At 55.7% G+C, this 26,704-nt stretch carries 31 protein-coding genes and 4 tRNA genes; all 35 read right to left on the bottom strand.

The features are described from left to right. Nucleotides 1-6: 6 nt before the first annotated feature. On the bottom strand, nt 7-399 hold the full coding sequence (rpsH, locus tag NPS56_RS09395; protein ID WP_008065722.1) for a 30S ribosomal protein S8: 393 nt from the start codon (nt 397-399) through the stop codon (nt 7-9). A 208-nt stretch (nt 400-607) separates the two neighbouring features. Then, nucleotides 608-913, bottom strand: coding sequence for a 30S ribosomal protein S14 (gene rpsN, locus NPS56_RS09390; protein WP_003176414.1), 306 nt, complete (start codon nt 911-913; stop codon nt 608-610). Nucleotides 914-926: 13 nt separating this feature from the next. After that, the gene (gene rplE / locus NPS56_RS09385; RefSeq protein ID WP_003210069.1) at nt 927-1,466 is read right to left on the bottom strand and encodes a 50S ribosomal protein L5; all 540 of its coding nucleotides are present in this window, start codon (nt 1,464-1,466) and stop codon (nt 927-929) included. A gap of 20 nt (nt 1,467-1,486) precedes the next feature. Continuing rightward, nucleotides 1,487-1,801 (bottom strand): 50S ribosomal protein L24, encoded by a 315-nt coding sequence (gene rplX / locus NPS56_RS09380; RefSeq protein WP_003186046.1) that lies wholly within the window; start codon nt 1,799-1,801, stop codon nt 1,487-1,489. A gap of 11 nt (nt 1,802-1,812) precedes the next feature. Continuing rightward, nucleotides 1,813-2,181 (bottom strand): 50S ribosomal protein L14, encoded by a 369-nt coding sequence (gene rplN / locus NPS56_RS09375; protein ID WP_002555479.1) that lies wholly within the window; start codon nt 2,179-2,181, stop codon nt 1,813-1,815. Between the two features lie 23 nt (nt 2,182-2,204). Continuing rightward, a complete protein-coding gene (gene rpsQ, locus NPS56_RS09370; protein ID WP_003176419.1) occupies nt 2,205-2,471 on the bottom strand; it encodes a 30S ribosomal protein S17 in 267 nt (88 codons plus the stop codon). A gap of 2 nt (nt 2,472-2,473) precedes the next feature. Continuing rightward, nucleotides 2,474-2,665 carry a 50S ribosomal protein L29 gene (rpmC, locus tag NPS56_RS09365; RefSeq protein WP_002555481.1) on the bottom strand — a complete coding sequence of 64 codons (192 nt, stop codon included), beginning with the start codon at nt 2,663-2,665 and terminating at the stop codon, nt 2,474-2,476. Beyond that, complete coding sequence (rplP, locus tag NPS56_RS09360) at nt 2,665-3,078, bottom strand: 50S ribosomal protein L16 (protein WP_003228729.1); 414 nt, start codon at nt 3,076-3,078, stop codon at nt 2,665-2,667. Before rplP ends, rpmC begins: the two co-directional genes overlap by 1 nt. Before the next feature lie 12 nt (nt 3,079-3,090). Beyond that, on the bottom strand, nt 3,091-3,777 hold the full coding sequence (gene rpsC, locus NPS56_RS09355; protein WP_008065719.1) for a 30S ribosomal protein S3: 687 nt from the start codon (nt 3,775-3,777) through the stop codon (nt 3,091-3,093). Between the two features lie 13 nt (nt 3,778-3,790). After that, entirely contained in the window at nt 3,791-4,123 is a 333-nt protein-coding gene (gene rplV, locus NPS56_RS09350; RefSeq protein ID WP_003103908.1) for a 50S ribosomal protein L22, read from the bottom strand. An 11-nt stretch (nt 4,124-4,134) separates the two neighbouring features. Then, nucleotides 4,135-4,410 (bottom strand): 30S ribosomal protein S19, encoded by a 276-nt coding sequence (rpsS, locus tag NPS56_RS09345; protein ID WP_002555486.1) that lies wholly within the window; start codon nt 4,408-4,410, stop codon nt 4,135-4,137. Between the two features lie 16 nt (nt 4,411-4,426). Further along, nucleotides 4,427-5,251, bottom strand: coding sequence for a 50S ribosomal protein L2 (gene rplB / locus NPS56_RS09340; protein ID WP_003186055.1), 825 nt, complete (start codon nt 5,249-5,251; stop codon nt 4,427-4,429). A 14-nt stretch (nt 5,252-5,265) separates the two neighbouring features. After that, nucleotides 5,266-5,565: a 50S ribosomal protein L23 gene (rplW, locus tag NPS56_RS09335; protein WP_002555488.1), complete on the bottom strand. Its 300-nt coding sequence runs from the start codon at nt 5,563-5,565 to the stop codon at nt 5,266-5,268. Further along, nucleotides 5,562-6,164, bottom strand: coding sequence for a 50S ribosomal protein L4 (gene rplD / locus NPS56_RS09330; RefSeq protein WP_003228735.1), 603 nt, complete (start codon nt 6,162-6,164; stop codon nt 5,562-5,564). The genes rplW and rplD overlap by 4 nt, the downstream gene beginning before the upstream one ends. Nucleotides 6,165-6,176: 12 nt before the next feature. Further along, nucleotides 6,177-6,812: a 50S ribosomal protein L3 gene (rplC, locus tag NPS56_RS09325; RefSeq protein WP_003186059.1), complete on the bottom strand. Its 636-nt coding sequence runs from the start codon at nt 6,810-6,812 to the stop codon at nt 6,177-6,179. An 80-nt stretch (nt 6,813-6,892) separates the two neighbouring features. Beyond that, nucleotides 6,893-7,204: a 30S ribosomal protein S10 gene (gene rpsJ / locus NPS56_RS09320; protein WP_003186070.1), complete on the bottom strand. Its 312-nt coding sequence runs from the start codon at nt 7,202-7,204 to the stop codon at nt 6,893-6,895. A 158-nt stretch (nt 7,205-7,362) separates the two neighbouring features. Then, nucleotides 7,363-8,556, bottom strand: a complete 1,194-nt coding sequence (gene tuf, locus NPS56_RS09315; protein ID WP_008065716.1) for an elongation factor Tu — start codon at nt 8,554-8,556, stop codon at nt 7,363-7,365. A 30-nt stretch (nt 8,557-8,586) separates the two neighbouring features. Further along, on the bottom strand, nt 8,587-10,692 hold the full coding sequence (gene fusA / locus NPS56_RS09310) for an elongation factor G (RefSeq protein ID WP_034148075.1): 2,106 nt from the start codon (nt 10,690-10,692) through the stop codon (nt 8,587-8,589). 30 nt (nt 10,693-10,722) lie between these two features. Further along, nucleotides 10,723-11,193, bottom strand: a complete 471-nt coding sequence (gene rpsG, locus NPS56_RS09305) for a 30S ribosomal protein S7 (protein WP_002555493.1) — start codon at nt 11,191-11,193, stop codon at nt 10,723-10,725. 119 nt (nt 11,194-11,312) lie between these two features. Next, nucleotides 11,313-11,684, bottom strand: coding sequence for a 30S ribosomal protein S12 (gene rpsL, locus NPS56_RS09300; RefSeq protein WP_003186084.1), 372 nt, complete (start codon nt 11,682-11,684; stop codon nt 11,313-11,315). A gap of 215 nt (nt 11,685-11,899) precedes the next feature. Continuing rightward, nucleotides 11,900-16,099: a DNA-directed RNA polymerase subunit beta' gene (rpoC, locus tag NPS56_RS09295; RefSeq protein ID WP_008065703.1), complete on the bottom strand. Its 4,200-nt coding sequence runs from the start codon at nt 16,097-16,099 to the stop codon at nt 11,900-11,902. A gap of 64 nt (nt 16,100-16,163) precedes the next feature. Beyond that, nucleotides 16,164-20,237: a DNA-directed RNA polymerase subunit beta gene (gene rpoB / locus NPS56_RS09290; RefSeq protein WP_008018199.1), complete on the bottom strand. Its 4,074-nt coding sequence runs from the start codon at nt 20,235-20,237 to the stop codon at nt 16,164-16,166. 220 nt (nt 20,238-20,457) lie between these two features. Continuing rightward, nucleotides 20,458-20,823 (bottom strand): 50S ribosomal protein L7/L12, encoded by a 366-nt coding sequence (gene rplL, locus NPS56_RS09285; RefSeq protein ID WP_034148078.1) that lies wholly within the window; start codon nt 20,821-20,823, stop codon nt 20,458-20,460. 75 nt (nt 20,824-20,898) lie between these two features. Then, nucleotides 20,899-21,399 (bottom strand): 50S ribosomal protein L10, encoded by a 501-nt coding sequence (rplJ, locus tag NPS56_RS09280; RefSeq protein WP_007970413.1) that lies wholly within the window; start codon nt 21,397-21,399, stop codon nt 20,899-20,901. Nucleotides 21,400-21,597: 198 nt separating this feature from the next. Continuing rightward, complete coding sequence (gene rplA / locus NPS56_RS09275; protein ID WP_003186095.1) at nt 21,598-22,293, bottom strand: 50S ribosomal protein L1; 696 nt, start codon at nt 22,291-22,293, stop codon at nt 21,598-21,600. Then, nucleotides 22,293-22,724, bottom strand: a complete 432-nt coding sequence (gene rplK / locus NPS56_RS09270; RefSeq protein ID WP_007933726.1) for a 50S ribosomal protein L11 — start codon at nt 22,722-22,724, stop codon at nt 22,293-22,295. Before rplK ends, rplA begins: the two co-directional genes overlap by 1 nt. 117 nt (nt 22,725-22,841) lie before the next feature. Then, the gene (nusG, locus tag NPS56_RS09265) at nt 22,842-23,375 is read right to left on the bottom strand and encodes a transcription termination/antitermination protein NusG (RefSeq protein WP_007933727.1); all 534 of its coding nucleotides are present in this window, start codon (nt 23,373-23,375) and stop codon (nt 22,842-22,844) included. 9 nt (nt 23,376-23,384) lie between these two features. Continuing rightward, the gene (gene secE / locus NPS56_RS09260) at nt 23,385-23,753 is read right to left on the bottom strand and encodes a preprotein translocase subunit SecE (protein WP_274074388.1); all 369 of its coding nucleotides are present in this window, start codon (nt 23,751-23,753) and stop codon (nt 23,385-23,387) included. Between the two features lie 45 nt (nt 23,754-23,798). Beyond that, nucleotides 23,799-23,874 (bottom strand) — tRNA-Trp (locus NPS56_RS09255). A 169-nt stretch (nt 23,875-24,043) separates the two neighbouring features. Further along, nucleotides 24,044-24,119 (bottom strand) — tRNA-Thr (locus NPS56_RS09250). A gap of 26 nt (nt 24,120-24,145) precedes the next feature. After that, nucleotides 24,146-24,219: transfer RNA gene (locus NPS56_RS09245), tRNA-Gly, on the bottom strand. Nucleotides 24,220-24,243: 24 nt separating this feature from the next. Further along, a tRNA-Tyr gene (locus NPS56_RS09240) sits at nt 24,244-24,328 on the bottom strand. Nucleotides 24,329-24,471: 143 nt separating this feature from the next. After that, nucleotides 24,472-24,912 carry a hypothetical protein gene (locus NPS56_RS09235; RefSeq protein ID WP_274074387.1) on the bottom strand — a complete coding sequence of 147 codons (441 nt, stop codon included), beginning with the start codon at nt 24,910-24,912 and terminating at the stop codon, nt 24,472-24,474. A 7-nt stretch (nt 24,913-24,919) separates the two neighbouring features. Continuing rightward, nucleotides 24,920-25,669: a pantothenate kinase gene (locus NPS56_RS09230; protein WP_274074386.1), complete on the bottom strand. Its 750-nt coding sequence runs from the start codon at nt 25,667-25,669 to the stop codon at nt 24,920-24,922. Continuing rightward, on the bottom strand, nt 25,659-26,618 hold the full coding sequence (gene birA, locus NPS56_RS09225) for a bifunctional biotin--[acetyl-CoA-carboxylase] ligase/biotin operon repressor BirA (protein ID WP_274074385.1): 960 nt from the start codon (nt 26,616-26,618) through the stop codon (nt 25,659-25,661). The genes NPS56_RS09230 and birA overlap by 11 nt, the downstream gene beginning before the upstream one ends. Nucleotides 26,619-26,704 lie beyond the last annotated feature (86 nt).

Raw genomic sequence — 26,704 nt, 5'->3', positions numbered from 1 at the left:
CCCCCCTTAGAACACAGTGCAAAGAACTTCGCCGCCGACACCGGCAGCGCGCGCAGCACGATCAGTCATCACACCCTTGTTGGTGGAGACGATAGACACACCGAGACCGCCACGAACTTTTGGCAGATCATCGACGGACTTGTACTGACGCAGGCCTGGACGGCTAACGCGCTTCACTTCTTCGATAACCGGACGGCCTTCGAAGTATTTCAGCTCGATAGACAGCAGTGGTTTGGTTTCGCTGCTGATCTGATAACCCGCGATGTAACCTTCGTCCTTCAGGACTTTGGCAACAGCTACCTTCAACGTGGAAGATGGCATGCTTACGACGGACTTTTCAGCCATCTGGGCATTACGGATTCGAGTTAGCATGTCCGCTAACGGGTCCTGCATACTCATGGGCTAGACGCTCCTAATACAGAAAAATTAGCCTTGCGGCTACTACGTGTCGCCGAGAATCTCCGGGTAAAAAAACACGGGCTCAGGCGAGCCGGGTATTCTAGACACACTCCGGAAATGAAACAAGCCCCAAAAGGGGCTTGTTCCAGATTCAAGGCCACCGGTGGTCAGGTTCTTGCGAACCTTCGCACCGAGACTTTGACAGTACTTACCAGCTGGCTTTAACCAGACCTGGTACGTCACCACGCATTGCCGCTTCACGCAGTTTGTTACGGCCGAGGCCGAACTTGCGGTAAACGCCGTGTGGACGACCGGTCAGGCGGCAGCGGTTACGCATGCGCGAAGCGCTTGCGTCACGTGGCTGCTTCTGCAGGGCTACTGTAGCTTCCCAACGTGCTTCTGGACTTGCGTTCAGATCAACGATGATAGCTTTCAGTGCTGCACGCTTCTTGGCGTACTTGGCAACCGTGAGCTGACGCTTCAGCTCGCGGTTTTTCATGCTCATCTTGGCCATGGTCCTACTCCAATCAGTTGCGGAACGGGAATTTGAACGCACGCAGCAGAGCGCGGCCTTCATCATCGTTCTTGGCAGTGGTGGTCAGGGTGATGTCCAGACCGCGGAGAGCATCGATCTTGTCGTAGTCGATTTCCGGGAAGATGATCTGCTCTTTCACGCCCATGCTGTAGTTACCACGACCATCGAAGGACTTGGCATTCAGGCCGCGGAAGTCGCGAACCCGAGGCAGGGAGATCGACAGCAGACGATCCAGGAACTCGTACATACGCTCACGGCGCAGGGTCACTTTGACGCCGATCGGCCAACCTTCACGGACTTTAAAGCCAGCGATGGATTTGCGAGCGTAGGTCACAACGACTTTCTGGCCGGTGATCTTTTCCAGGTCAGCAACAGCGTGCTCGATGACTTTTTTGTCGCCGATCGCTTCGCCCAGACCCATGTTCAGGGTGATTTTGGTAACGCGCGGAACTTCCATCACGTTCGAAAGCTTAAGTTCTTCCTTAAGTTTCGGAGCGATTTCCTTCCGGTAAATCTCTTTTAGTCGTGCCATGGTCTTCTACCTAGCAGTGTTCAAGCATCAACCGCTTTTTGGGTCGACTTGAAGACACGAATTTTCTTACCGTCTTCTACTTTGAAACCAACGCGGTCAGCCTTGTTGGTTTCGCCGTTGAAGATGGCTACGTTAGAAGCGTGCAGTGGCGCTTCTTTCTCGACGATACCGCCTTGTACGCCCGACATCGGGTTAGGCTTGGTATGACGCTTGACCAGGTTCAGACCACCAACAACCAGACGGTTGTCAGCAAGAACCTTCAGCACCTTACCGCGCTTACCTTTGTCTTTGCCGGCGATCACGATGATCTCGTCGTCACGACGAATCTTTTGCATGTCGGATCTCCTTACAGCACTTCTGGGGCGAGCGAGACGATCTTCATGAACTTCTCAGTACGAAGTTCACGGGTCACTGGCCCAAAGATACGGGTGCCGATCGGCTCTTGCTTGTTGTTCAGAAGAACAGCAGCGTTGCCATCAAAGCGGATAATGGAGCCATCAGCACGACGTACGCCGTGACGAGTGCGGACTACAACAGCAGTCATCACTTGGCCTTTTTTCACTTTACCGCGAGGAATTGCTTCCTTAACGGTAACCTTGATGATGTCACCGATACCAGCGTAACGACGATGGGAGCCACCCAGCACCTTGATGCACATAACGCGGCGAGCGCCGCTGTTATCGGCCACATCGAGCATGGATTGAGTCTGAATCATATAATTTCTCCGACCCCTAGTCCTTAGACTTCCACAGCGCGTTCGAGAACATCAACCAGCGCCCAAGACTTGGTCTTGGCCAAAGGACGAGTTTCACGAATAGTGACTTTGTCGCCGATGTGGCACTGATTGGTTTCGTCGTGCGCGTGCAGCTTAGTCGAACGCTTAACGTATTTACCGTAGATCGGGTGCTTAACGCGACGCTCGATCAGAACGGTGATGGTTTTGTCCATCTTGTCGCTGACAACACGGCCAGTCAGCGTACGGACAGTTTTTTCGGCTTCAGCCATGATTACTTACCTGCCTGCTGGTTGAGCACAGTCTTCACGCGAGCGATGTCACGCTTAACTTGCGAGAGCAGATGAGACTGCCCCAACTGGCCAGTTGCTTTCTGCATACGCAGATTGAACTGGTCGCGCAGCAGGCCGAGCAGTTGCTCGTTCAGCTGCTGTGCGGATTTTTCACGAAGTTCATTCGCTTTCATCACATCACCGTCCGTTTAACAAAGGAGGTGGCGAGCGGCAGCTTTGCAGCAGCCAGGGCGAAAGCCTCACGCGCCAGCTCTTCAGAAACACCCTCGATTTCATACAGGACTTTGCCTGGCTGAATCTGGGCAACCCAGTATTCCACGTTACCCTTACCTTTACCCATCCGAACCTCGAGAGGTTTTTTGGAGATCGGCTTGTCCGGGAATACACGGATCCAGATCTTGCCGCCACGTTTTACGTGACGGGTCAGAGCACGACGTGCTGACTCGATCTGACGAGCGGTGAGACGACCACGAGCTACAGACTTCAGCGCGAACTCGCCGAAGCTGACTTTGCTACCGCGCAATGCCAGGCCACGGTTGTGACCAGTCATTTGCTTGCGGAACTTCGTACGCTTTGGTTGCAACATTTGGCGTACCCCTTACTTAGCAGCTTTTTTACGAGGCGCTGGTGCTTGTGGTTTCAGTTCTTCTTGGCGACCACCAATTACTTCGCCTTTGAAGATCCAAACCTTTACACCGATCACACCGTAGGTGGTGTGAGCTTCGTAGTTGGCATAGTCGATGTCGGCACGCAGGGTGTGCAGTGGCACACGACCTTCGCGATACCATTCAGTACGTGCGATTTCAGCACCGCCGAGACGACCGCTCACTTGGATTTTGATGCCTTTGGCACCAATGCGCATTGCGTTCTGTACAGCGCGCTTCATAGCGCGACGGAACATTACGCGACGCTCCAGCTGCTGAGCTACGCTCTGCGCAACCAGCATACCGTCGAGTTCCGGCTTGCGGATCTCTTCGATATTGATGTGCACAGGCACACCCATTTGCTTGGTCAGGTCCTGGCGCAGTTTCTCAACATCTTCACCTTTCTTCCCGATAACGATACCTGGACGAGCGGTGTGGATGGTGATACGTGCAGTTTGGGCCGGACGATGGATATCGATACGGCTTACGGACGCGCTTTTTAGTTTGTCTTGGAGATACTCACGCACCTTCAGATCTGCGAGCAAATAGTCCGCATAAGTCCGACCGTCTGCGTACCAGACGGAGGTGTGCTCCTTGACGATTCCCAGGCGAATGCCAATGGGATGTACTTTCTGACCCATCTCTTCGACTCCGTTACTTGTCAGCAACCTTGACAGTGATATGGCAAGACCGCTTGACGATGCGATCAGCACGGCCTTTGGCACGTGGCATGATGCGCTTCAGCGAACGCCCTTCGTTGACGAAAACGGTGCTGACCTTCAGGTCATCAACGTCTGCGCCTTCGTTATGCTCGGCGTTGGCTACGGCCGACTCCAGCACTTTCTTCATGATCTCGGCGGCTTTCTTACTGCTGAAAGCCAACAGGTTGAGCGCTTCGCCCACCTTCTTCCCGCGGATCTGGTCGGCGACCAAGCGGGCTTTCTGGGCGGAGATTCGAGCGCCCGACAACTTAGCGGCTACTTCCATTTCCTAACCCCTTAACGCTTGGCTTTCTTGTCTGCCACGTGCCCACGATAAGTGCGGGTACCGGCGAACTCGCCCAGTTTGTGGCCGACCATGTCTTCGTTAACGAGAACTGGGACGTGTTGACGACCGTTGTGTACTGCGATGGTCAGACCGACCATTTGTGGCAGGATCATCGAACGACGCGACCAGGTTTTCACCGGTTTGCGATCGTTCTTTTCCGCCGCCACTTCGATCTTCTTCAGTAGGTGAAGATCGATAAAAGGACCTTTTTTCAGAGAACGTGGCACTGTCGTATCCCTCTATTTACTTGCGACGACGGACGATCATTTTGTCGGTACGCTTATTACCACGAGTCTTCGCGCCCTTAGTCGGGAAGCCCCATGGCGATACCGGATGACGACCACCAGAGGTACGACCTTCACCACCACCATGTGGGTGGTCAACCGGGTTCATGGCAACACCACGAACGGTTGGGCGAACGCCACGCCAGCGTTTGGCACCAGCTTTACCCAGCGAACGCAGGCTGTGCTCGGAGTTCGAGACCTCGCCCAGGGTCGCGCGGCATTCAGCCAGCACTTTACGCATCTCACCAGAACGCAGACGCAGGGTCACGTAAACGCCTTCACGAGCGATCAGCTGAGCCGAAGCACCAGCGGAACGAGCGATCTGAGCGCCTTTACCTGGCTTCAATTCGATGCCGTGTACGGTGCTACCAACTGGAATGTTACGCAGTTGCAGAGCGTTACCTGGCTTGATTGGAGCCAGTGCGCCTGCGATCAGCTGGTCGCCAGCACTCACGCCTTTAGGGGCGATGATGTAGCGACGCTCGCCATCTGCGTACAGCAGCAGAGCGATGTGAGCAGTACGGTTTGGATCGTATTCGATACGCTCGACAGTGGCAGCGATGCCATCTTTGTCGTTGCGACGGAAGTCGACCAGACGATAATGCTGCTTATGACCACCACCGATGTGACGAGTGGTAATACGGCCATTGTTGTTACGACCACCAGACTTCGACTTCTTCTCGAGCAGCGGTGCGTGAGGAGCGCCTTTATGCAGCTCCTGGTTGACCACCTTGACCACAAAACGGCGGCCAGGGGAAGTCGGTTTGCATTTAACGATTGCCATGATGCACCCCTTCCTTACTCAGCACTGCTGCTGAAATCGAGATCTTGGCCTGGCTGAAGGGAGATAACTGCCTTCTTCCAGTCATTACGCTTGCCCAGACCGCGAGCAGTGCGCTTGCTCTTACCCAGAACATTCAGGGTAGTAACACGCTCTACTTTCACGCTGAACAGGCTTTCGACGGCCTTCTTGATTTCCAGCTTGGTTGCGTCAGTAGCAACCTTGAAAACGAACTGGCCTTTCTTGTCTGCCAGAACCGTAGCCTTCTCGGAAACGTGCGGGCCAAGCAGAACTTTAAATACGCGTTCCTGGTTCATCCCAGCAGCTCCTCGAATTTCTTCACGGCCGACACGGTGATCAACACCTTGTCGTATGCGATCAGACTAACTGGATCGGAACCTTGCACGTCACGTACATCTACGTGTGGCAGGTTACGAGCAGCCAGGTACAGGTTCTGATCAACAGCGTCCGACACGATCAGAACGTCGGTCAGGCTCATGTTGTTCAGTTTGCCCAGCAGGTCTTTGGTTTTCGGCGTTTCAACGGCGAAATCCTGAACCACGACCAGACGATCAGTACGCACCAGCTCAGCAAGGATGGAACGCATTGCTGCGCGATACATCTTCTTGTTCAGCTTCTGGGAGTGATCCTGAGGACGAGCTGCGAAAGTGGTACCGCCGCCACGCCAGATTGGGCTACGGATAGTACCGGCACGAGCACGGCCAGTACCTTTCTGACGCCATGGGCGCTTACCGCCACCACGAACGTCGGAACGGGTCTTTTGCTGCTTGGAACCCTGACGACCGCCAGCCATGTAGGCTACGACTGCTTGGTGAACCAGCGTCTCGTTGAATTCGCCGCCAAATGTCAGTTCGGAAACTTCGATCGCTTGAGCGTCATTTACATTTAATTGCATGTCAGCTTCCCCTTAACCGCGAGCCTTGGCTGCTGGACGTACAACCAAGTTGCCGCCAGTAGCGCCAGGAACAGCGCCCTTGACCAACAACAGATTGCGTTCAGCGTCCACGCGCACTACTTCGAGGGACTGCACGGTCACGCGCTCAGCGCCCATATGACCGGACATTTTTTTGCCCTTGAATACACGACCAGGAGTCTGGCACTGGCCGATAGAGCCTGGAACGCGGTGGGATACGGAGTTACCGTGGGTGTTATCTTGCCCGCGGAAATTCCAACGCTTGATCGTACCCTGGAAGCCTTTACCCTTGGACTGACCGGTTACATCAACCAGTTGACCAGCGGCGAAGATTTCAGCGTTGATCAGATCGCCGGCCTGGTACTCGCCTTCTTCAAGGCGGAATTCCATTACGGTACGACCAGCGGCAACGTTCGCTTTAGCGAAGTGGCCAGCCTGAGCTGCTGTTACACGCGAAGCACGACGCTCGCCGACAGTGACTTGCACTGCACGATAGCCATCGGTCTCTTCAGTTTTGAACTGGGTGACGCGATTCGGTTCGATCTCAATGACCGTGACCGGAATGGAGACACCTTCTTCGGTGAAAATACGGGTCATACCGCATTTACGACCGACTACACCAATAGTCATGTTGTAAACCTCATGAGTGTACGGGGCTTTCACCCGCTATGGCCGCCCATTTCAGAGCGTTACACGACTAAGACCGAGTCTTAGCCGAGGCTGATCTGCACTTCCACACCGGCCGCAAGATCAAGCTTCATAAGTGCATCAACGGTTTTATCCGTTGGCTGGACGATGTCCAGAACGCGCTTATGAGTACGGATCTCGTACTGGTCACGCGCGTCTTTGTTGACGTGCGGGGAGACCAGAACGGTGAACCGCTCTTTACGGGTAGGCAGTGGAATTGGACCACGCACTTGAGCACCAGTACGTTTCGCGGTTTCCACGATTTCCTGGGTGGATTGGTCGATCAGGCGATGGTCAAAAGCCTTCAACCTGATACGGATTTGCTGATTTTGCATTGGATTTCAGACTCCGGCTGCTATTCCCACCGGGCGCAATACGCCCGTTAAAAGGAGGCGCAATTCTATAGACGCCCCAGATAGGTGTCAACCCAATAAAAAAGGCCCCCGCTGAGCGGGGGCCTTTTCAAAACATCAAAGCTGTCTCGGTGAGGAGATTACTCGATGATTTTAGCTACAACGCCAGCACCAACGGTACGGCCGCCTTCACGGATAGCGAAGCGCAGACCGTCTTCCATTGCGATGGTTTTGATCAGGGTAACAGTCATCTGAATGTTGTCACCTGGCATTACCATTTCAACGCCTTCTGGCAGCTCGCAGTTACCGGTCACGTCAGTAGTACGGAAGTAGAACTGTGGACGGTAGCCTTTGAAGAACGGAGTGTGACGGCCGCCTTCTTCCTTGCTCAGAACGTAAACTTCTGCGGTGAACTTGGTGTGCGGCTTAACCGAACCTGGCTTAACCAGAACCTGACCACGCTCAACGTCGTCACGCTTGGTGCCACGCAGCAGAACGCCGCAGTTCTCGCCAGCACGACCTTCGTCGAGCAGCTTGCGGAACATCTCAACACCGGTGCAGGTGGTGGTGGTGGTGTCACGCAGACCAACGATTTCCAGTGCATCTTGAACGCGAACGATACCGCGCTCGATACGACCAGTCACAACAGTACCACGACCCGAGATCGAGAATACGTCTTCGATTGGCATCAGGAATGGCTTGTCGATAGCACGCTCTGGCTCTGGGATGTAGGTGTCCAGAGTTTCAACCAGCTTACGAACGGCAGTGGTGCCCATTTCGTTGTCGTCTTTGCCTTCCAGCGCCATACGAGCAGAACCGATGATGATCGGAGTGTCGTCGCCTGGGAAGTCATAGGTGGACAGCAGGTCGCGAACTTCCATCTCAACCAGTTCCAGCAGCTCAGCGTCGTCTACCAGGTCAGCCTTGTTCAGGAAAACCACGATGTACGGAACGCCTACCTGACGGGACAGCAGGATGTGCTCACGGGTTTGTGGCATCGGACCATCAGCGGCCGAGCAAACCAGGATCGCGCCGTCCATCTGGGCAGCACCGGTGATCATGTTCTTCACGTAGTCAGCGTGACCTGGGCAGTCAACGTGAGCGTAGTGACGAATGTTCGAGTTGTACTCGACGTGCGCGGTGTTGATGGTGATACCACGAGCTTTTTCTTCTGGAGCGCTGTCGATCTTGTCGAATTCAACTACGGCCGAACCGAAAACTTCGGAGCAGACGCGAGTCAGAGCAGCGGTCAGAGTGGTTTTACCGTGGTCAACGTGGCCGATGGTGCCAACGTTTACGTGCGGTAGGGAACGATCAAATTTTTCTTTAGCCACGACAATTAACTCCTTGCCTAAAGGACTGAATCAGCCTTGTTTTTTGGTAACGGTTTCGACGATGTGCGACGGAGCCGTATTGTATTTTTTGAATTCCATAGAGTAGCTTGCGCGACCCTGGGACATCGAACGAACGTCGGTCGCATAACCGAACATCTCGCCCAACGGAACTTCAGCACGGATAACCTTACCGGAAACCGTATCTTCCATACCCAGAATCATGCCGCGACGACGGTTCAGGTCGCCCATCACGTCACCCATATAGTCTTCAGGCGTAACAACCTCTACCGCCATGATCGGCTCGAGCAACTCACCACCGCCCTTCTGGGCCAGTTGCTTGGTCGCCATGGAAGCAGCCACCTTAAACGCCATCTCGTTCGAGTCGACGTCGTGGTAAGAACCATCAAACACGGTAGCCTTCAGGCCGATCAGCGGATAGCCGGCAACTACGCCGTTCTTCATCTGCTCTTCGATACCCTTCTGGATAGCCGGGATGTATTCCTTAGGAACCACACCACCCACTACTTCGTTCACGAATTGCAGACCTTCCTGACCTTCGTCAGCAGGAGCAAAACGGATCCAGCAGTGACCGAACTGGCCACGACCGCCGGACTGACGAACGAACTTGCCTTCGATTTCGCAATTCTTCGTGATGCGCTCACGATACGAAACTTGAGGCTTACCGATGTTGGCTTCGACGTTGAACTCACGGCGCATCCGGTCAACCAGGATGTCCAGGTGCAACTCGCCCATGCCGGAGATGATCGTTTGACCAGTCTCTTCATCAGTTTTGACGCGGAAAGACGGGTCTTCCTGAGCAAGTTTGCCCAGAGCGATACCCATTTTTTCCTGGTCATCCTTGGTCTTAGGCTCTACGGCAACCGAAATAACCGGCTCCGGGAAGTCCATGCGAACCAGGATGATTGGCTTGTCAGCGTTGCAGAGGGTTTCACCAGTGGTGACGTCCTTCATGCCGATCAGGGCCGCGATGTCGCCAGCGCGTACTTCCTTGATCTCTTCACGGGCGTTTGCGTGCATTTGCACCATACGACCCACGCGCTCTTTCTTGCCTTTAACCGAGTTGATCACGCCGTCGCCGGAGGCCAACACGCCCGAGTAAACGCGGACGAAGGTCAAGGTACCCACGAATGGGTCGGTAGCGATCTTGAACGCCAGAGCCGAGAACGGCTCGTTGTCGTCTGCATGACGCTCCATCATTTCTTCCTCGTTATCAGGGTTGGAACCCTTGATAGCAGGAATGTCGACTGGAGCCGGCAGGTAGTCGATAACGGCGTCGAGAACCAGGGGAACACCCTTGTTCTTGAACGAAGAACCGCAAACAGCCAGGACGATTTCGCCAGCGATAGTACGCTGACGCAGAGCGGCCTTGATTTCCTCGATGGTGAGCTCTTCACCTTCCAGGTACTTGTTCATCAGCTCTTCGCTGGCTTCGGCCGCAGCCTCTACCATGTTGCTGCGCCACTCTTCAGCCAGTTCCTGCAGTTCAGCAGGGATGGCTTCGCGACGTGGAGTCATGCCCTTGTCAGCATCGTTCCAGTAAACCGCTTCCATGGTCATCAGATCGATCTGACCCTGGAAGTTGTCTTCGGAACCGATAGCCAACTGGATCGGCACCGGAGTGTGACCCAGACGCTGCTTGATCTGAGCGATCACGCGCAGGAAGTTCGCGCCGGCACGGTCCATCTTGTTCACGTAAACGATACGTGGAACACCGTACTTGTTGGCTTGACGCCATACGGTTTCGGACTGCGGCTCAACGCCGGAAGTACCACAGAACACAACGACAGCGCCGTCGAGTACACGCAGGGAACGCTCAACTTCAATGGTGAAGTCTACGTGGCCCGGGGTATCGATGACGTTGAAGCGGTATTGGTCTTTGTGCTGCTTCGCAGAACCCTGCCAGAAGGCGGTAATAGCAGCAGAAGTAATGGTAATACCACGCTCCTGCTCCTGAACCATCCAGTCAGTGGTCGCAGCGCCGTCATGCACTTCGCCCATCTTGTGGCTTTTGCCAGTGTAAAAAAGGACGCGCTCGGTGGTGGTGGTTTTACCAGCATCCACGTGAGCAACGATACCAATGTTACGGTAGCGGTTAATCGGTGTAGTACGAGCCATAAAGCCCTCGCAAAATGAGTGACGCTAAAATTAGAAGCGGTAGTGCGAGAAAGCTTTGTTAGCTTCAGCCATACGGTGCACGTCTTCACGCTTCTTAACTGCAGCACCTTTACCTTCGGCAGCGTCCAACAGTTCGCCAGCCAAACGCAGAGCCATAGACTTCTCGCCGCGCTTACGGGCGAAGTCTACCAACCAGCGCATTGCCAGAGCGTTACGACGGGACGGACGAACTTCAACCGGAACCTGGTAAGTAGCACCGCCTACACGGCGCGACTTTACTTCGACCAGCGGAGCGATGGCGTCGAGAGCTTTCTCGAAGATTTCCAGGGGGTCGCTGTTCTTGCGTTCTTTAACCTTCTCCAGCGCGCCATAAACGATACGCTCGGCAACGGCTTTCTTGCCGCTTTCCATCACGTGGTTCATGAACTTGGCCAGGATTTGGCTTCCGTATTTTGGATCGTCAAGCACTTCGCGCTTGGCTGCTACGCGTCTTCTTGGCATGGATAAGCCCTCAAACGGTCTTCAGGTTCGCTCGGAATCGGTGCCCGTTACGGGACGCCTCCGACCTTACTCTTATCGACTCAGAAAAATAGAAATCAGTTTTTTGCAGCAAGCGACCATTACTTCGGACGCTTGGTACCGTACTTCGAACGACCCTGGTTACGACCTTTAACGCCGGAAGTATCCAACGAACCGCGAACGGTGTGGTAACGAACACCTGGCAAGTCTTTTACACGACCGCCGCGGATCAGTACCACGCTGTGCTCTTGCAGGTTGTGGCCTTCACCGCCGATGTACGAGGAAACCTCGAAACCGTTGGTCAGGCGCACACGGCATACTTTACGCAGTGCCGAGTTAGGTTTTTTCGGCGTGGTGGTGTACACACGGGTGCACACGCCACGACGTTGCGGGCAGTTCTGCAGCGCAGGCACGTCGGATTTCTCGACGATACGCTTACGCGGCTGACGTACCAGCTGGTTGATAGTTGCCATCTACTAGCTCCACTGTTGTCTTGCGACGCTATTGTCTTGCAAGAAAAGCAAAATGGCAGGAACGAATTCCCGCCAAATTTAGGGGTACAAGAGTCTAAAGAGGATCTTGTCCCCAGTCAAGGCAAGGCCCCGACCTCCCCGCCTATCAAACCTCGACAAATTGTCTCGATTCGATGAACGGAGTGGCCAGGGCCTCAGCTCATTTACCGCAGAACTCAGTTACCGCTCGAGTTCAGCGCTTCGGTCAGTGCAGCTTCCACTTCACTGGCGCTCACGCGCAACGGCTTGTCTGCATCACGGCGACGCTTACGCTCGCTGTGATAAGCCAGACCGGTACCAGCCGGGATCAGACGACCCACGACCACGTTTTCTTTCAGGCCGCGCAGGTAATCGCGCTTGCCGGTTACCGCCGCTTCGGTCAGTACGCGGGTGGTTTCCTGGAAGGAAGCCGCCGAGATGAACGATTCGGTGGACAACGACGCCTTGGTGATACCCAGCAGAACGCGAGTGAACTTGGAGACAAACTTGTCTTCGCCGCTCAAACGCTCGTTCTCTACCAGAACGTGAGTCAATTCCATCTGGTCGCCCTTGATGAAACTGGAATCGCCGGATTCAGCGATTTCAACTTTACGCAGCATCTGACGCAGGATGGTCTCGATGTGCTTGTCGTTGATCTTCACGCCTTGCAGACGGTAAACGTCCTGGATCTCGTTGACGATGTACTTGGCCAGCGCACTCACACCCAGCAGACGCAGGATGTCGTGTGGATCGCTCGGGCCGTCGGAGATAACTTCGCCGCGGTTTACCTGTTCGCCTTCGAACACGTTCAGGTGACGCCACTTCGGAATCAGCTCTTCATACGGATCGCTACCGTCGTTCGGGGTGATAACCAGACGGCGCTTGCCCTTGGTCTCTTTACCGAACGCGATGGTGCCGCTGACTTCAGCCAGGATCGACGCTTCTTTCGGACGACGAGCTTCGAACAAGTCGGCAACACGCGGCAGACCACCGGTGATGTCACGAGTCTTCGAAGTTTCTTGCGGGATACGCGCGATAACATCACCGATCGCGATCTTCGCACCGTCCGCCACACCGACCAGGGCGTTGGCTGGCAGGAAGTACTGAGCGATAACGTCAGTGCCTGGCAGCAACAGATCCTTGCCGTTGTCATCGACCATCTTCACAGCAGGACGGATATCCTTGCCGGCAGCTGGACGGTCTTTGGCGTCGAGTACTTCAATGTTGGTCATACCGGTCAATTCGTCAGTCTGACGCTTGATCGTGATGCCTTCTTCCATGCCCACGTAGGTCACGGTACCTTTCATTTCGGTAACGATCGGGTGAGTGTGCGGATCCCACTTGGCCACGATTGCGCCAGCGTCGACCTTGTCACCTTCTTTAACCGAAATCACGGCACCGTACGGCAGCTTGTAGCGCTCACGCTCACGACCGAAGTCATCAGCGATAGCCAGCTCACCGGAACGGGACACAGCAACCAGGTGACCATCCACTCGCTCAACGTGTTTCAGGTTGTGCAGACGGACGGTACCGCCATTCTTCACCTGAACGCTGTCGGCTGCGGAGGTCCGGCTTGCCGCACCACCGATGTGGAACGTACGCATCGTCAGCTGGGTACCCGGCTCACCGATGGACTGGGCAGCGATAACGCCGACCGCTTCACCGATGTTCACCTGGTGACCACGAGCCAGGTCGCGACCGTAGCACTTGGCGCAGATACCGAAACGGGTTTCGCAGCTGATCGGCGAACGTACGATCACTTCGTCGATGCTGTTGAGTTCGATGAACTCGACCCACTTCTCGTCCACCAGGGTGCCGGCAGGAACGATAACGTCCTCGGTACCTGGCTTGAATACGTCACGGGCGATAACACGACCCAATACGCGCTCACCCAACGGCTCTACTACGTCACCGCCTTCAATGTGCGGAGTCATCAGCAGACCGTGTTCGGTGCCGCAATCGATCTCGGTTACAACCAGGTCTTGCGCCACGTCTACCAGACGACGGGTCAGGTAACCCGAGTTCGCCGTTTTCAACGCGGTATCCGCCAGACCTTTACGAGCACCGTGAGTGGAGATGAAGTACTGGAGTACGCTCAAACCTTCACGGAAGTTCGCAGTAATCGGCGTTTCGATGATGGAACCGTCCGGCTTGGCCATCAGGCCACGCATACCGGCCAGCTGACGAATCTGTGCTGCGGAACCCCGCGCACCCGAGTCGGCCATCATGTACATCGAGTTGAAGGACTCCTGGTCGACTTCGACGCCATGACGGTCGATGACTTTCTCTTTCGAGAGGTTGGCCATCATCGCCTTGGAAACTTCGTCGTTCGCCTTGGACCAAAGGTCGATCACTTTGTTGTACTTCTCGCCCTGGGTTACCAGGCCGGAGGCGTACTGACTTTCGATCTCTTTCACTTCGTCGGTGGCAGCACCGATGATGCGGGCTTTTTCATCCGGGATAACGAAGTCGTTAACGCCGATGGAAACGCCGGAAATGGTCGAATAGGCAAAACCGGTGTACATCAACTGGTCAGCGAAGATCACGGTCTCTTTCAGACCAACCACGCGGTAGCACTGGTTGATGAGCTTGGAGATCGCCTTTTTCTTCATCGGCAGGTTGACGACGTCGTACGACAGACCTTTTGGCACAACCTGGAACAACAGCGCACGGCCGACAGTGGTGTCGACGATACGGGTGTTGGTCACGCTGCCGCCATCACGGTCGTTGACGGTTTCGTTGATCCGCACTTTGACCTTGGCGTGCAGTGCGGCTTCGCCGGCACGGAACACACGGTCAACTTCCTGCAGATCCGCGAACACACGACCTTCGCCCTTGGCGTTGATCGCTTCACGCGTCATGTAGTACAGACCCAATACAACGTCCTGCGACGGAACGATGATTGGCTCACCGTTGGCTGGCGACAGGATGTTGTTGGTCGACATCATCAACGCACGCGCTTCGAGCTGGGCTTCCAGTGTCAGCGGTACGTGCACGGCCATTTGGTCGCCGTCGAAGTCGGCGTTGTACGCGGCGCAGACCAGCGGGTGCAGCTGGATAGCCTTACCTTCGATCAGTACCGGTTCAAACGCCTGGATACCCAGACGGTGAAGGGTCGGTGCACGGTTGAGAAGAACCGGGTGTTCGCGAATCACTTCAGCGAGAACGTCCCAAACCTCTGGCAGTTCGCGCTCGACCATCTTCTTGGCAGCCTTGATGGTGGTCGCCAGACCACGCATTTCCAGCTTGCCGAAAATGAACGGCTTGAACAGCTCGAGAGCCATCTTCTTCGGCAGACCGCACTGGTGCAGACGCAGGGTCGGGCCTACGGTAATTACCGAACGACCGGAGTAGTCAACACGCTTACCGAGCAAGTTCTGACGGAAACGACCCTGCTTACCCTTGATCATGTCAGCCAGGGATTTCAGAGGACGCTTGTTGGAACCGGTGATAGCGCGGCCACGACGACCGTTGTCGAGCAGTGCATCGACAGCTTCCTGCAACATACGCTTTTCGTTGCGCACGATGATGTCCGGAGCGGACAGATCCAGCAGGCGCTTCAAACGGTTGTTACGGTTGATCACTCGACGATACAGATCGTTGAGGTCGGAAGTCGCGAAGCGACCGCCATCCAGCGGGACCAGTGGACGCAGGTCTGGCGGCAGAACCGGCAGAACGGTCAGCACCATCCACTCTGGCAGGTTGCCGGAACCCTGGAAGGCTTCCATCAACTTCAGACGCTTGGACAGCTTCTTGATCTTGGTTTCGGAGTTGGTTTGCGGAATTTCTTCACGCAGACGGCCAATCTCGTGTTCCAGGTCGATAGCGTGCAGCAGTTCGCGGACAGCTTCGGCACCCATGCGGGCATCGAAATCGTCGCCGAACTCTTCCAGCGCTTCGAAGTACTGCTCGTCGTTGAGCAGCTGACCTTTTTCAAGGGTGGTCATGCCTGGATCGATAACGACGTAGCTCTCGAAGTAGAGAACGCGTTCGATATCGCGCAGGGTCATGTCCATCAGCAAGCCGATACGCGACGGCAGCGATTTCAGGAACCAGATGTGGGCAACTGGCGAGGCCAGTTCGATGTGCGCCATGCGCTCACGACGAACTTTTGCCAGCGCGACTTCAACGCCGCACTTCTCGCAGATCACACCACGGTGCTTCAAGCGCTTGTACTTACCGCACAGGCACTCGTAATCCTTTACCGGGCCAAAGATCTTGGCGCAGAACAGGCCGTCACGCTCGGGTTTGAACGTACGGTAGTTGATGGTTTCCGGCTTTTTAACTTCACCGAACGACCACGAACGGATCATCTCAGGCGATGCCAATCCGATACGGATGGCGTCGAACTCTTCGACTTGACCCTGGTTTTTCAGCAAATTCAGTAGGTCTTTCAAGGCCTTTCCTCCTGGCGGAGCAGAGAGCGGGCAGTGCTGCCCCGCTCTCGATTCGCGTCACGTGTTATTCGGTTTCCAGATCGATATCGATGCCGAGGGAACGAATTTCCTTGATCAACACGTTGAAGGACTCGGGCATGCCCGGCTCCATACGGTGATCGCCATCCACGATGTTCTTGTACATCTTGGTACGGCCGTTCACATCGTCCGACTTCACTGTGAGCATTTCTTGCAGAGTGTAAGCGGCACCGTATGCTTCCAGTGCCCAGACCTCCATCTCCCCGAAACGCTGACCACCGAACTGCGCCTTACCACCCAGCGGCTGCTGGGTAACCAGGCTGTACGAACCGGTAGAACGCGCGTGCATCTTGTCGTCTACCAAGTGGTTCAGCTTCAGCATGTACATGTAGCCAACGGTAACCGGGCGCTCGAACTTGTTGCCGGTACGGCCGTCGGTCAGCTGCATCTGGCCGCTTTCTGGCAGGTCTGCCAGTTTCAGCATGGCCTTGATTTCGCTTTCCTTGGCGCCGTCGAACACTGGAGTGGCCATTGGAACGCCGCCACGCAGGTTTTGAGCCAGGTCCAGGATTTCCTGGTCCGAGAAGTCATCGAGGCTTTCCTGACGACCGCCGATCTCGTTGTAGATCTCGTGCAGGAACTTGCGCAGCTCGGCAACTTTACGCTGCTCTTCAACCATGCGGTTGATCTTCTCGCCCAGACCCTTGGCCGCGAGGCCCAGGTGGGTTTCAAGGATCTGACCGACGTTCATACGCGAAGGTACGCCCAACGGGTTGAGGACGACGTCGACCGGGGTGCCATTGGCATCGTGCGGCATGTCTTCAACCGGCATGATCACGGAGACCACACCCTTGTTACCGTGACGACCGGCCATCTTGTCGCCCGGCTGGATGCGACGACGGATTGCCAGGTAGACCTTGACGATTTTCAGCACGCCTGGAGCCAGGTCATCGCCCTGCTGCAGTTTGCGCTTCTTGTCTTCGAACTTGTCGTCCAGCAGACGGCGACGATCAACGATGTAGGCCTGGGCCTTCTCGAGCTGTTCGTTCAGAGCATCTTCAGCCATGCGCAGTTTGAACCACTGGCCGTGCTCAAGACCGTCGAGAACTTCGTCGGTGATGTCCTGGCCTTTCTTCAAGCCGGCGCCGCCTTCGGCTTTGTGGCCGACCAGTGCGGAACGCAGACGTTCGAAAGTAGCGCCTTCGACGATACGGAACTCTTCGTTGAGGTCCTTGCGGATCTCGTCCAGCTGGGACTTCTCGATCGACAGGGCACGAGCATCACGCTCAACGCCGTCGCGGGTGAAGACCTGTACGTCGATGACAGTACCTTTGGTACCGGTAGGTACGCGCAGGGAGGTGTCTTTAACGTCGCTGGCTTTTTCACCGAAGATCGCACGCAGCAGTTTTTCTTCCGGAGTCAGTTGGGTCTCGCCTTTCGGAGTGACCTTACCGACCAGGATGTCGCCTGCGCCAACTTCAGCACCTACGTAAACGATACCGGCTTCGTCCAGCTTGTTCAGTGCAGCTTCACCCACGTTCGGGATGTCCGCAGTGATTTCCTCTGGGCCAAGCTTGGTGTCACGGGCCACACAGGTCAGTTCCTGGATGTGGATCGTGGTGAAACGGTCTTCCTGAACAACGCGCTCGGACAGGCAGATGGAGTCTTCGAAGTTGAAGCCGTTCCATGCCATGAAGGCGATGCGCATGTTCTGACCCAGTGCCAGTTCACCCATGTCGGTGGACGGACCGTCGGCCATGATGTCGCTACGCTGAACCCGATCACCTTTACGCACCAGCGGACGCTGGTTGATGCAGGTGTTCTGGTTGGAGCGGGTGTACTTGGTCAGGTTGTAGATGTCGACACCGGCTTCACCGGTTTCAACTTCGTCATCGGCAACACGTACCACGATACGGCTGGCGTCGACGGAGTCGATCACGCCGCCACGACGAGCCACGACGCAAACGCCGGAGTCACGGGCTACGTTACGCTCCATGCCGGTACCTACCAGCGGCTTGTCAGCGCGCAGGGTCGGTACAGCTTGACGCTGCATGTTCGAACCCATCAACGCACGGTTGGCGTCGTCGTGCTCGAGGAACGGGATCAGCGACGCTGCAACAGAAACTACCTGCTTGGGCGATACGTCCATCAAGGTGACGTCTTCCGGCGCCTTGACGGTGAACTCGTTCAGGTGACGAACAGCTACCAGCTCGTCGATCAGGACTTTCTTGTCGTTCATCGTGGCCGAAGCCTGAGCGATCACGTGATCGGCTTCTTCGATGGCGGACAGGAACACGATCTCGTCGGTGACCAGAGCGTCTTTCACCACACGGTACGGGCTCTCGAGGAAACCGTACTGGTTGGTGCGCGCATAGGCGGCCAGGGAGTTGATCAGACCGATGTTCGGACCTTCCGGCGTTTCGATCGGGCAAACACGACCGTAGTGCGTCGGGTGAACGTCACGAACTTCAAAGCCGGCACGCTCACGCGTCAGACCGCCAGGGCCGAGTGCAGAAACACGACGCTTGTGGGTGATCTCGGACAGCGGGTTGTTCTGGTCCATGAACTGCGACAGCTGGCTGGAACCGAAGAACTCTTTCACCGCCGCAGCCACTGGCTTGGCGTTGATCAGGTCTTGCGGCATCAGGCCTTCGCTTTCTGCCATCGACAGACGCTCTTTGACCGCACGCTCAACACGTACCAGGCCAACGCGGAACTGGTTCTCGGCCATTTCGCCTACGCAGCGAACACGACGGTTACCCAGGTGGTCGATGTCATCGACGATGCCTTTACCGTTACGGATGTCGACCAGGGTCTTCAGTACCGCGACGATGTCTTCCTTGCACAGCACGCCCGAACCTTCGATCTCGGTACGACCGATACGACGGTTGAACTTCATCCGGCCGACCGCAGACAGGTCGTAGCGCTCAGGGCTGAAGAACAGGTTGTTGAACAGAGTCTCGGCAGCGTCTTTGGTTGGCGGCTCGCCAGGACGCATCATGCGATAGATCTCGACCAGCGCTTCCAGTTGGTTGCTGGTGGAGTCGATCTTCAGCGTGTCGGAGACGAACGGACCGCAGTCGATATCGTTGGTGTACAGAGTTTCGATGCGAACAACGCCGGCCTTGGCGATTTTCGCCAGGATCTCGGTGTTCAGCTCGGTGTTGCACTCTGCCAGGATTTCGCCGGTTGCCGGATGCACGATGACCTTGGCGGTTGTGCGACCCAGGACGTAGTCCAGAGGCACATCCAGCTCTTTGATCCCGGCTTTTTCCAGCTGGTTGATGTGGCGAGCAGTGATACGACGACCTTGCTCGACAATAACCTTGCCTTTGTCGTCCTGGATATCGAGGACAGCGATTTCACCGCGCAGGCGCTGAGGCACCAGCTCCAGGCTCAGGGTCTCGCCCTTAACGTGGAATACGTTGGTGGTGTAGAACGCGTCCAGCACTTCTTCAGTGGTATAGCCGAGCGCGCGCAGCAGTACCGATGCAGGCAGCTTGCGACGACGGTCGATACGCACGAATACGCAGTCTTTCGGGTCGAACTCGAAGTCCAGCCACGAACCGCGGTAAGGAATGATGCGCGCGGAGTACAGCAGTTTACCGGAGCTGTGCGTCTTGCCACGGTCGTGGTCGAAGAACACGCCAGGGGAACGGTGCAGCTGGGAAACGATTACACGCTCGGTACCGTTGATTACGAAGGTACCGTTCTCAGTCATCAGGGGGATTTCACCCATGTAGACTTCTTGCTCTTTGATGTCCTTGATCGCTTTGTTCGACGATTCTTTGTCGAAAATGATCAGGCGCACTTTTACCCGCAAAGGTACGGCGTAAGTTACACCGCGCAATACGCATTCTTTGACATCAAATGCCGGTTCGCCCAGGCGATAACCGACGTACTCCAGCGCAGCATTGCCGGAGTAGCTGATGATCGGGAAAACGGATTTGAAGGCCGCATGCAGGCCCACGTCGCGGAACTGATCTTTAGTCGCTCCCGCTTGCAAGAATTCACGATACGAATCCAGCTGGATGGCCAGGAGGTACGGCACATCCATGACGTCCGGCAACTTGCTAAAGTCCTTGCGGATACGTTTTTTCTCAGTATATGAGTAAGCCATCAGCGTTCCCCAGCTTGGTCACCTGCTTGTTTGGCCCCTCCCGACGGGAGCAGCCAGAAAATCGTGCAAACCCCATGGTTTGCGCCACCGCATCGGGTGGTTACAGCTCGTTACCGGCACCGACCCAGTCGGCTGCCAATAACGGAAAAAGGCCGGTGGCAAGAGCCACCAGCCATCAGCCTGTCGCTTAACGCTCGGGCTGGAGACGCAAAGTCGATGCTTACTTCAGCTCGACTTTAGCGCCTGCTTCTTCCAGAGTTGCTTTGGCTTTGTCAGCTGCGTCTTTGGCAACAGCTTCCAGAACCATGGCAGGAGCGCCGTCAACTACAGCCTTGGCTTCTTTCAGGCCCAGACCGGTCAGTTCACGTACTGCCTTGATCACGTTAACTTTCTTCTCGCCAGCTTCGGTCAGCATGACGTTGAATTCAGTTTGCTCTTCAACAACGGCGGCAGCAGCAGCTGGACCTGCCGAAGCAGCAGCAGCGGTAACACCGAATTTTTCTTCGAAAGCTTTGATCAGCTCAACAACTTCCATTACGGACATGTTGCCAACTGCTTCAAGGATATCGTTCTGAGAGATAGACATGAATCTAATTCCTGATATTGGGGACGGCCTACGCGACCATCGAAAAAAACAAAAAACGCGAGAAGTTGACGAGCCTTAGGCTGCAGCAGCTTCTTTCTGGTCGCGAATTGCCGCCAGAGTACGAGCCAATTTGCTGGTAGCGCCTTGAATCACGCTCATCAGCTGAGAAATTGCTTCGTCACGGGTCGGCAGAGTTGCCAGTACGTCGATTTGGTTAGCTGCGAGGAACTTGCCCTCGAACGCAGCTGCCTTGATCTCGAACTTGTCCTGACCCTTTGCGAACTCTTTGAAGATCCGGGCAGCAGCGCCTGGATGTTCCTTGGAGAAGGCAATCAGGGTAGGGCCAGTGAACACGTCGTTGAGGACACTGAATTCAGTGTCAGCAACAGCGCGCTTGAGCAGGGTGTTACGTACAACACGTACGTAAACGCCAGCTTCACGAGCCTCTTTACGGAGTCCGGTCATCGCGCCTACTGTTACGCCACGGGCATCAGCCACGACAGCGGACAGAGCGACTTTGGCAGCCTCGTTGACTTCAGCGACGATGGCCTTCTTGTCTTCGAGTTTAATTGCCACGGGTTTAACTCCTGCTTGTTACCGTTTCATCTGGTCGAAACCGGATGTCGTTTTGGTGTCTGATTCGGTAAGGAACCGGGAGCACCATCTGCGTAGGCTTGTGGTTTAAGACTTGCGTCGCCTACGGTCTTGGATAGCCCCCGCCAGGCAGGGACCCCAATTTTTCAATTGGCGCGATCACTCGCGCCAATCTGTGTCTTACGCGTCCAGCGAGCTCTGGTCGATAACCAGACCTGGGCCCATAGTGGTGCTCAGGGTAACGCGCTTGACGTAGATGCCTTTCGAGGAAGCTGGCTTGATACGCTTCAGATCAGCGATCAGGGCTTCAACGTTTTCCTTCAGCTTGACGGCGTCGAAGCCGATCTTGCCAACGGAAGTGTGGATGATGCCGTTTTTGTCGGTGCGATAACGAACCTGACCAGCCTTGGCGTTTTTAACCGCGGTAGCTACGTCTGGAGTTACGGTGCCGACTTTCGGGTTAGGCATCAGACCACGTGGACCGAGGATCTGACCCAGTTGACCTACAACGCGCATGGCATCCGGGGATGCGATCACTACGTCATAGTTCAGGTCGCCGCCTTTCATTTCGGCAGCCAGGTCGTCCATGCCTACACGGTCAGCGCCGGCAGCCAGAGCGGCTTCAGCAGCTGGACCCTGGGTGAACACAGCAACGCGAACGGTCTTGCCAGTGCCGTGTGGCAGCACAGTAGCGCTACGAACGACCTGGTCGGATTTACGCGGGTCAACACCCAGGTTTACAGCAACGTCGAACGACTCGCTGAACTTGACAGTCGACAGCTCAGCCAGCAGAGCAGCGGCGTCTACAAAGTTGTAGGCCTTGCCTGCTTCGATTTTGCCGGCGATAGCCTTTTGACGCTTGGTCAGCTTAGCCATTACACACCCTCCACGTTAAGGCCCATGCTACGAGCAGAACCGGCGATAGTACGCACGGCTGCTTCCATATCAGCTGCAGTCAGATCCGCGTTTTTGGTTTTCGCGATTTCTTCCAGCTGAGCACGGGTTACAGTGCCAACCTTAACGGTGTTCGGACGAGCGGAACCGCTGGTCAGACCGGCCGCCTTCTTCAGCAGAACCGAAGCAGGGGTGGATTTGGTTTCGAACGTGAAGCTACGGTCGCTGTAGACAGTGATGATCACTGGAGTCGGCAGACCTGGCTCAAGACCCTGAGTACGGGCGTTGAAAGCCTTGCAGAATTCCATGATGTTCACGCCGTGCTGACCCAGAGCAGGACCAACAGGTGGGCTTGGGTTAGCCTGAGCGGCCTTCACTTGCAGCTTGATGTAAGCGGTAATCTTCTTGGCCATGAGGCACTCCAATTACGGGTTCAAACGCCTCGAAAGGCTCCCCGGTTACTTGCGCGTTTATCCCAGTGACGACAAAACCCCACAGCCTAAGGCTGCGGGGTTGGGATGCTTGTTCAGTTAGACCTTTTCGACCTGACTGAACTCCAACTCTACCGGGGTAGAGCGTCCGAAAATGAGCACCGCGACCTGGATCCGGCTCTTTTCGTAGTTGACCTCTTCGACCGTGCCGGTGAAATCGGCAAACGGACCGTCATTGACGCGCACCGACTCGCCCGGCTCGAACAAGGTCTTCGGCTTAGGCTTGTCGCTACCATCGGCGACGCGACGCAGAATCGCTTCTGCCTCTTTATCCGTGATCGGTGCCGGCTTATCGGCAGTACCGCCGATGAAGCCCATCACACGAGGAGTATCCTTGACCAAGTGCCAAGTACCCTCGTTCATATCCATCTGGACCAGCACATAGCCAGGGAAGAACTTACGTTCGCTCTTGCGCTTCTGGCCATTACGCATTTCAACCACTTCTTCAGTGGGAACCAGAATTTCGCCGAAGCCATCTTCCATGCCAGCCAGCTTCACGCGCTCGATCAGCGAGCGCATAACATGCTTCTCGTAACCGGAGTAAGCATGCACAACGTACCAACGCTTAGCCACGGGACACCCTTAGCCGACAATCAAGGAAACAAGCCAGCCGAGCAGGGAATCAAGCCCCCACAACAGCAACGCCATAACCAGGACAACAGCCACAACGATCAACGTGGTCTGCGTGGTTTCTTGGCGAGTTGGCCATACGACTTTACGAATCTCGGTGCGTGCTTCCTTAACCAGTACAAAGAAAGACTTGCCCTTGACCGTCTGCAGGCCTACAAAGGCAGCTACAGCAGCGATCACAAGCAAAGCGAGCACGCGGTACAGGATTGGCGAAGCAGAGTAATACTGATTGCCAACAACGCCAACAGCCACCAAAGCGACTACTACTAGCCACTTGAGCAGATCTAAGCGCGAGCCTTGAGCTTCAGCTTTAGGAGTCATCTATGAAGATCCTGTGAAAAGAAAGCCAGACACACCGAGTGAATCTGGCAGGTCAGGAGGGAATCGAACCCCCAACCTACGGTTTTGGAGACCGTCGCTCTGCCAATTGAGCTACTGACCTAAAACAAAATCAGGCCGACCATTATGCAGGCCCGAAAAAGACTTTACAACACTTACTCAATGACCTTTGCACTTCACCAGCACCTGGGACTCAAGCCGCCCTCAAGCACAACGAAACACAACCAAGCCATTAAAACAAAGGCAGATATTTTCATATCTGCCTTGTTATATGGAGCTCTTGAGCGGATTTGAACCGCTGACCTCACCCTTACCAAGGGTGTGCTCTACCAACTGAGCTACAAGAGCGTAACACTGTGCAAAACCTGCAAACGTGGAGCGGGTAGCGGGAATCGAACCCGCATCATCAGCTTGGAAGGCTGAGGTTCTACCACTAAACTATACCCGCGAGGCTTGCAGCTCTCGCTAAAAATGGTGGAGGGGGAAGGATTCGAACCTTCGAAGTCGTAGACGTCAGATTTACAGTCTGATCCCTTTGGCCGCTCGGGAACCCCTCCTAAGCGAGCCGGCATTCTACATCATGCCAGCCTTCTGTCAAGCATTTTTCTCATTAAAATCCTGAGCTTATCTGCGTTGACCTCGCTTCACCTCGTTGACCGCTTTAGGTCTTCGCTGTGGAGCGGGCGCCATTCTATGCAAACTATTCGGTGGGTGCAACCCCCCCACACAGCATTATTTTATGTTTTAACTCATTGAATTCTCTAGAAAGGTTTATCAGCTGCAGGTCATCCAGCCAGCGCTTGCTTTCAGGGGCCACTCGGACCCAGTACGCAGGGGGTTCAGCGGCACTGGGCGGCAGCGACTGATACTTCACGCCCATGCCGGTCAACCTGCGTTCAAGCGCTTGCTCGACCTCCTGGCGAGTAAAACCACCCAGATATAGGCACTCCGCCTCTGCCTGCGCCACCTGCCCTTTATCCTTGGCCTTGTCCGTCGCCTCGCTCAAGAGACGAATGTCCTGCTGGGAGCCGCGATACAAGCTCAGGGGCGTCACATCCTTGGCTCGCAGGGGGGCCTCCTGTTGATGCCAGACGTAATAGAACACATTGAGAACGAGCAGCAGCAGAAACAACCAACGCATAAAGACCTCAGGACAAAGGGCATGCCATCGCCAAGCCGACGAACACCAGGTCGGGAACCACCCGGGCCTCAGGCACGATCTCGCTGACCAGCGCCGCATCGCCACCAGTGAGGAATACCGTAAAACTCTCCCCCCAATAACCACGCGCCATCTCCAGCTGCGTCAGAACGAACCCCCGAAGCATCAGCAGGCAGCCGCGCTCAACCGCCTCGACCGTTGTACGACCTGGAACAAGCCGCTCCAAGGCGCGCTCAGCCGCCAGATCTCCATAACGAATCTTGCGGGTGTGGGTGCGCAGCTGGTTTCGCATCAATGGCATCCCAGGGCATATGAACCCTCCGAGATGCTCTCCATTCCCGGAAACAAAGTCCGCAGTCACCGCCGTACCAAAATCAAGTACAAGGCAGGCGCCAGACGCCAGATGAAAACCTCCCAGCAGCGCCAGCCAGCGATCAAGGCCCAGTCGTTCGAATTCCTCATAGCCGTTGCGAACACCGGCCATTGCCTCTGTGGGGGCTGCACAGACCACTGAAATATCGAAGGTCGCCTTCAGCCGGGCAATCAAGTCACCGGTTTCTTCGGCCGTCCTGACACTCACCAGGCGACAGAACTTCAGGGCAAGGCCTTGAATCTCTTTCACACCCTCAAGCAATGCCAGGTCGGAATCGACGACACCCTCTCCCACGACCTGACGGGCATTCGCCTCGAGGACGCGCCACTTGATGAAACTGTTTCCGCAGTCGAGCTCAAGAATCATGACGCAACCTCAGACTTAGCTCACCGCCACTGAAGACTTTTTCCACATCACCCACCTTCAAGCGCAGCGCACCCTGACCATCGATGCCCAGCACTTCGCCATCTATTTGGTTTGCACCCGCAATCAACGACACCGCACGCCCCTGCCACAGGTGATGCTGCTCCCACTCAGCCTGGATTGCCGAAAAGCCATCCGCCTGATGGCGAGCCAGGTACTTCTGCAGCATTTCCCCCAGCTGCGCGACCAGGCGATTGCGATCAAACGCCCTGCCCGACTCCAGGCGCATGGACGTCCATTGCTGGTCGACTTCATCGGTCATCTGCATGTTCACATTAATCCCGACACCCAGCACCACGTGACAGACGTCGGCAGGGTCCCCCACCAACTCAAGCAGGATGCCGGCGATCTTCTTCTGCCCCACCAGCACATCGTTGGGCCATTTCAAGCCCACACCGGGAATACCGAGCTCGCGCAAGGCCTGCATGACGGCGAGCCCCACGACAAGGCTCAAGCCTTCCAGCTGGCGCATGCCCCCCTCGATCCGCAAGACCAGGCTGTAATAGATATTCTCTGCGAATGGACTGACCCATTTTCGCCCTCGCCGCCCGCGGCCCGCAGTCTGCCGCTCGGCAAGCACAACAAAAGGCGCAACCTGGTGCCGCTCGATGGCGCGCAAGGCTTCGGCATTGGTGGAATCCAGAGAGTCGAAGACCAGAACTGGCCATTTGCAAGAGGGAGCCAGTCGCTCTACCTCCACGGGATCAAGCAGAGTCAACGGCGCAGCCAGTTGATAGCCGCGTCCTCGAACCTTATGAATAGACAACCCCAACTCAGCCTCAAGATGCTGAAGCTGCTTCCACACAGCACTGCGACTAATGCCCAGGGCAGCGCCCAGCGCCTCGCCCGAATGGAATCGGCCATCTTTAAGAAGCTCTAACAACGTCAGCATGCAGGTCTCGCCTCACAATGAGGCCCGCATGATAGCCACGCCCTGAGCCCTTGCATAGAAACCCGGGGTGACAGATTTTCCTGCGG

Source organism: Pseudomonas putida, from assembly GCF_028682635.1.
Lineage (GTDB): Bacteria > Pseudomonadota > Gammaproteobacteria > Pseudomonadales > Pseudomonadaceae > Aquipseudomonas > Aquipseudomonas putida_AE.
This window is presented reverse-complemented; position numbering and strand designations above follow the sequence as displayed.

Coding starts and splice junctions, on each gene's coding strand:
- rpsH (WP_008065722.1), bottom strand. CDS start 399: ATGAGTATGCAGGACCCGTTAGCGGACATGCTAACTCGAATCCGTAAT.
- rpsN (WP_003176414.1), bottom strand. CDS start 913: ATGGCCAAGATGAGCATGAAAAACCGCGAGCTGAAGCGTCAGCTCACG.
- rplE (WP_003210069.1), bottom strand. CDS start 1,466: ATGGCACGACTAAAAGAGATTTACCGGAAGGAAATCGCTCCGAAACTT.
- rplX (WP_003186046.1), bottom strand. CDS start 1,801: ATGCAAAAGATTCGTCGTGACGACGAGATCATCGTGATCGCCGGCAAA.
- rplN (WP_002555479.1), bottom strand. CDS start 2,181: ATGATTCAGACTCAATCCATGCTCGATGTGGCCGATAACAGCGGCGCT.
- rpsQ (WP_003176419.1), bottom strand. CDS start 2,471: ATGGCTGAAGCCGAAAAAACTGTCCGTACGCTGACTGGCCGTGTTGTC.
- rpmC (WP_002555481.1), bottom strand. CDS start 2,665: ATGAAAGCGAATGAACTTCGTGAAAAATCCGCACAGCAGCTGAACGAG.
- rplP (WP_003228729.1), bottom strand. CDS start 3,078: ATGTTGCAACCAAAGCGTACGAAGTTCCGCAAGCAAATGACTGGTCAC.
- rpsC (WP_008065719.1), bottom strand. CDS start 3,777: ATGGGTCAGAAAGTACATCCCATTGGCATTCGCCTGGGAATCGTCAAG.
- rplV (WP_003103908.1), bottom strand. CDS start 4,123: ATGGAAGTAGCCGCTAAGTTGTCGGGCGCTCGAATCTCCGCCCAGAAA.
- rplB (WP_003186055.1), bottom strand. CDS start 5,251: ATGGCAATCGTTAAATGCAAACCGACTTCCCCTGGCCGCCGTTTTGTG.
- rplW (WP_002555488.1), bottom strand. CDS start 5,565: ATGAACCAGGAACGCGTATTTAAAGTTCTGCTTGGCCCGCACGTTTCC.
- rplD (WP_003228735.1), bottom strand. CDS start 6,164: ATGCAATTAAATGTAAATGACGCTCAAGCGATCGAAGTTTCCGAACTG.
- rplC (WP_003186059.1), bottom strand. CDS start 6,812: ATGACTATTGGTGTAGTCGGTCGTAAATGCGGTATGACCCGTATTTTC.
- rpsJ (WP_003186070.1), bottom strand. CDS start 7,204: ATGCAAAATCAGCAAATCCGTATCAGGTTGAAGGCTTTTGACCATCGC.
- fusA (WP_034148075.1), bottom strand. CDS start 10,692: ATGGCTCGTACTACACCGATTAACCGCTACCGTAACATTGGTATCGTT.
- rpsG (WP_002555493.1), bottom strand. CDS start 11,193: ATGCCAAGAAGACGCGTAGCAGCCAAGCGCGAAGTGCTTGACGATCCA.
- rpsL (WP_003186084.1), bottom strand. CDS start 11,684: ATGGCAACTATCAACCAGCTGGTACGTCAGCCGCGTAAGCGTATCGTC.
- rpoB (WP_008018199.1), bottom strand. CDS start 20,237: ATGGCTTACTCATATACTGAGAAAAAACGTATCCGCAAGGACTTTAGC.
- rplL (WP_034148078.1), bottom strand. CDS start 20,823: ATGTCTATCTCTCAGAACGATATCCTTGAAGCAGTTGGCAACATGTCC.
- rplA (WP_003186095.1), bottom strand. CDS start 22,293: ATGGCTAAGCTGACCAAGCGTCAAAAGGCTATCGCCGGCAAAATCGAA.
- rplK (WP_007933726.1), bottom strand. CDS start 22,724: ATGGCCAAGAAGATTACCGCTTACATCAAGCTGCAAGTGAAGGCCGCT.
- secE (WP_274074388.1), bottom strand. CDS start 23,753: ATGACTCCTAAAGCTGAAGCTCAAGGCTCGCGCTTAGATCTGCTCAAG.
- NPS56_RS09235 (WP_274074387.1), bottom strand. CDS start 24,912: ATGCGTTGGTTGTTTCTGCTGCTGCTCGTTCTCAATGTGTTCTATTAC.
- NPS56_RS09230 (WP_274074386.1), bottom strand. CDS start 25,669: ATGATTCTTGAGCTCGACTGCGGAAACAGTTTCATCAAGTGGCGCGTC.
- birA (WP_274074385.1), bottom strand. CDS start 26,618: ATGCTGACGTTGTTAGAGCTTCTTAAAGATGGCCGATTCCATTCGGGC.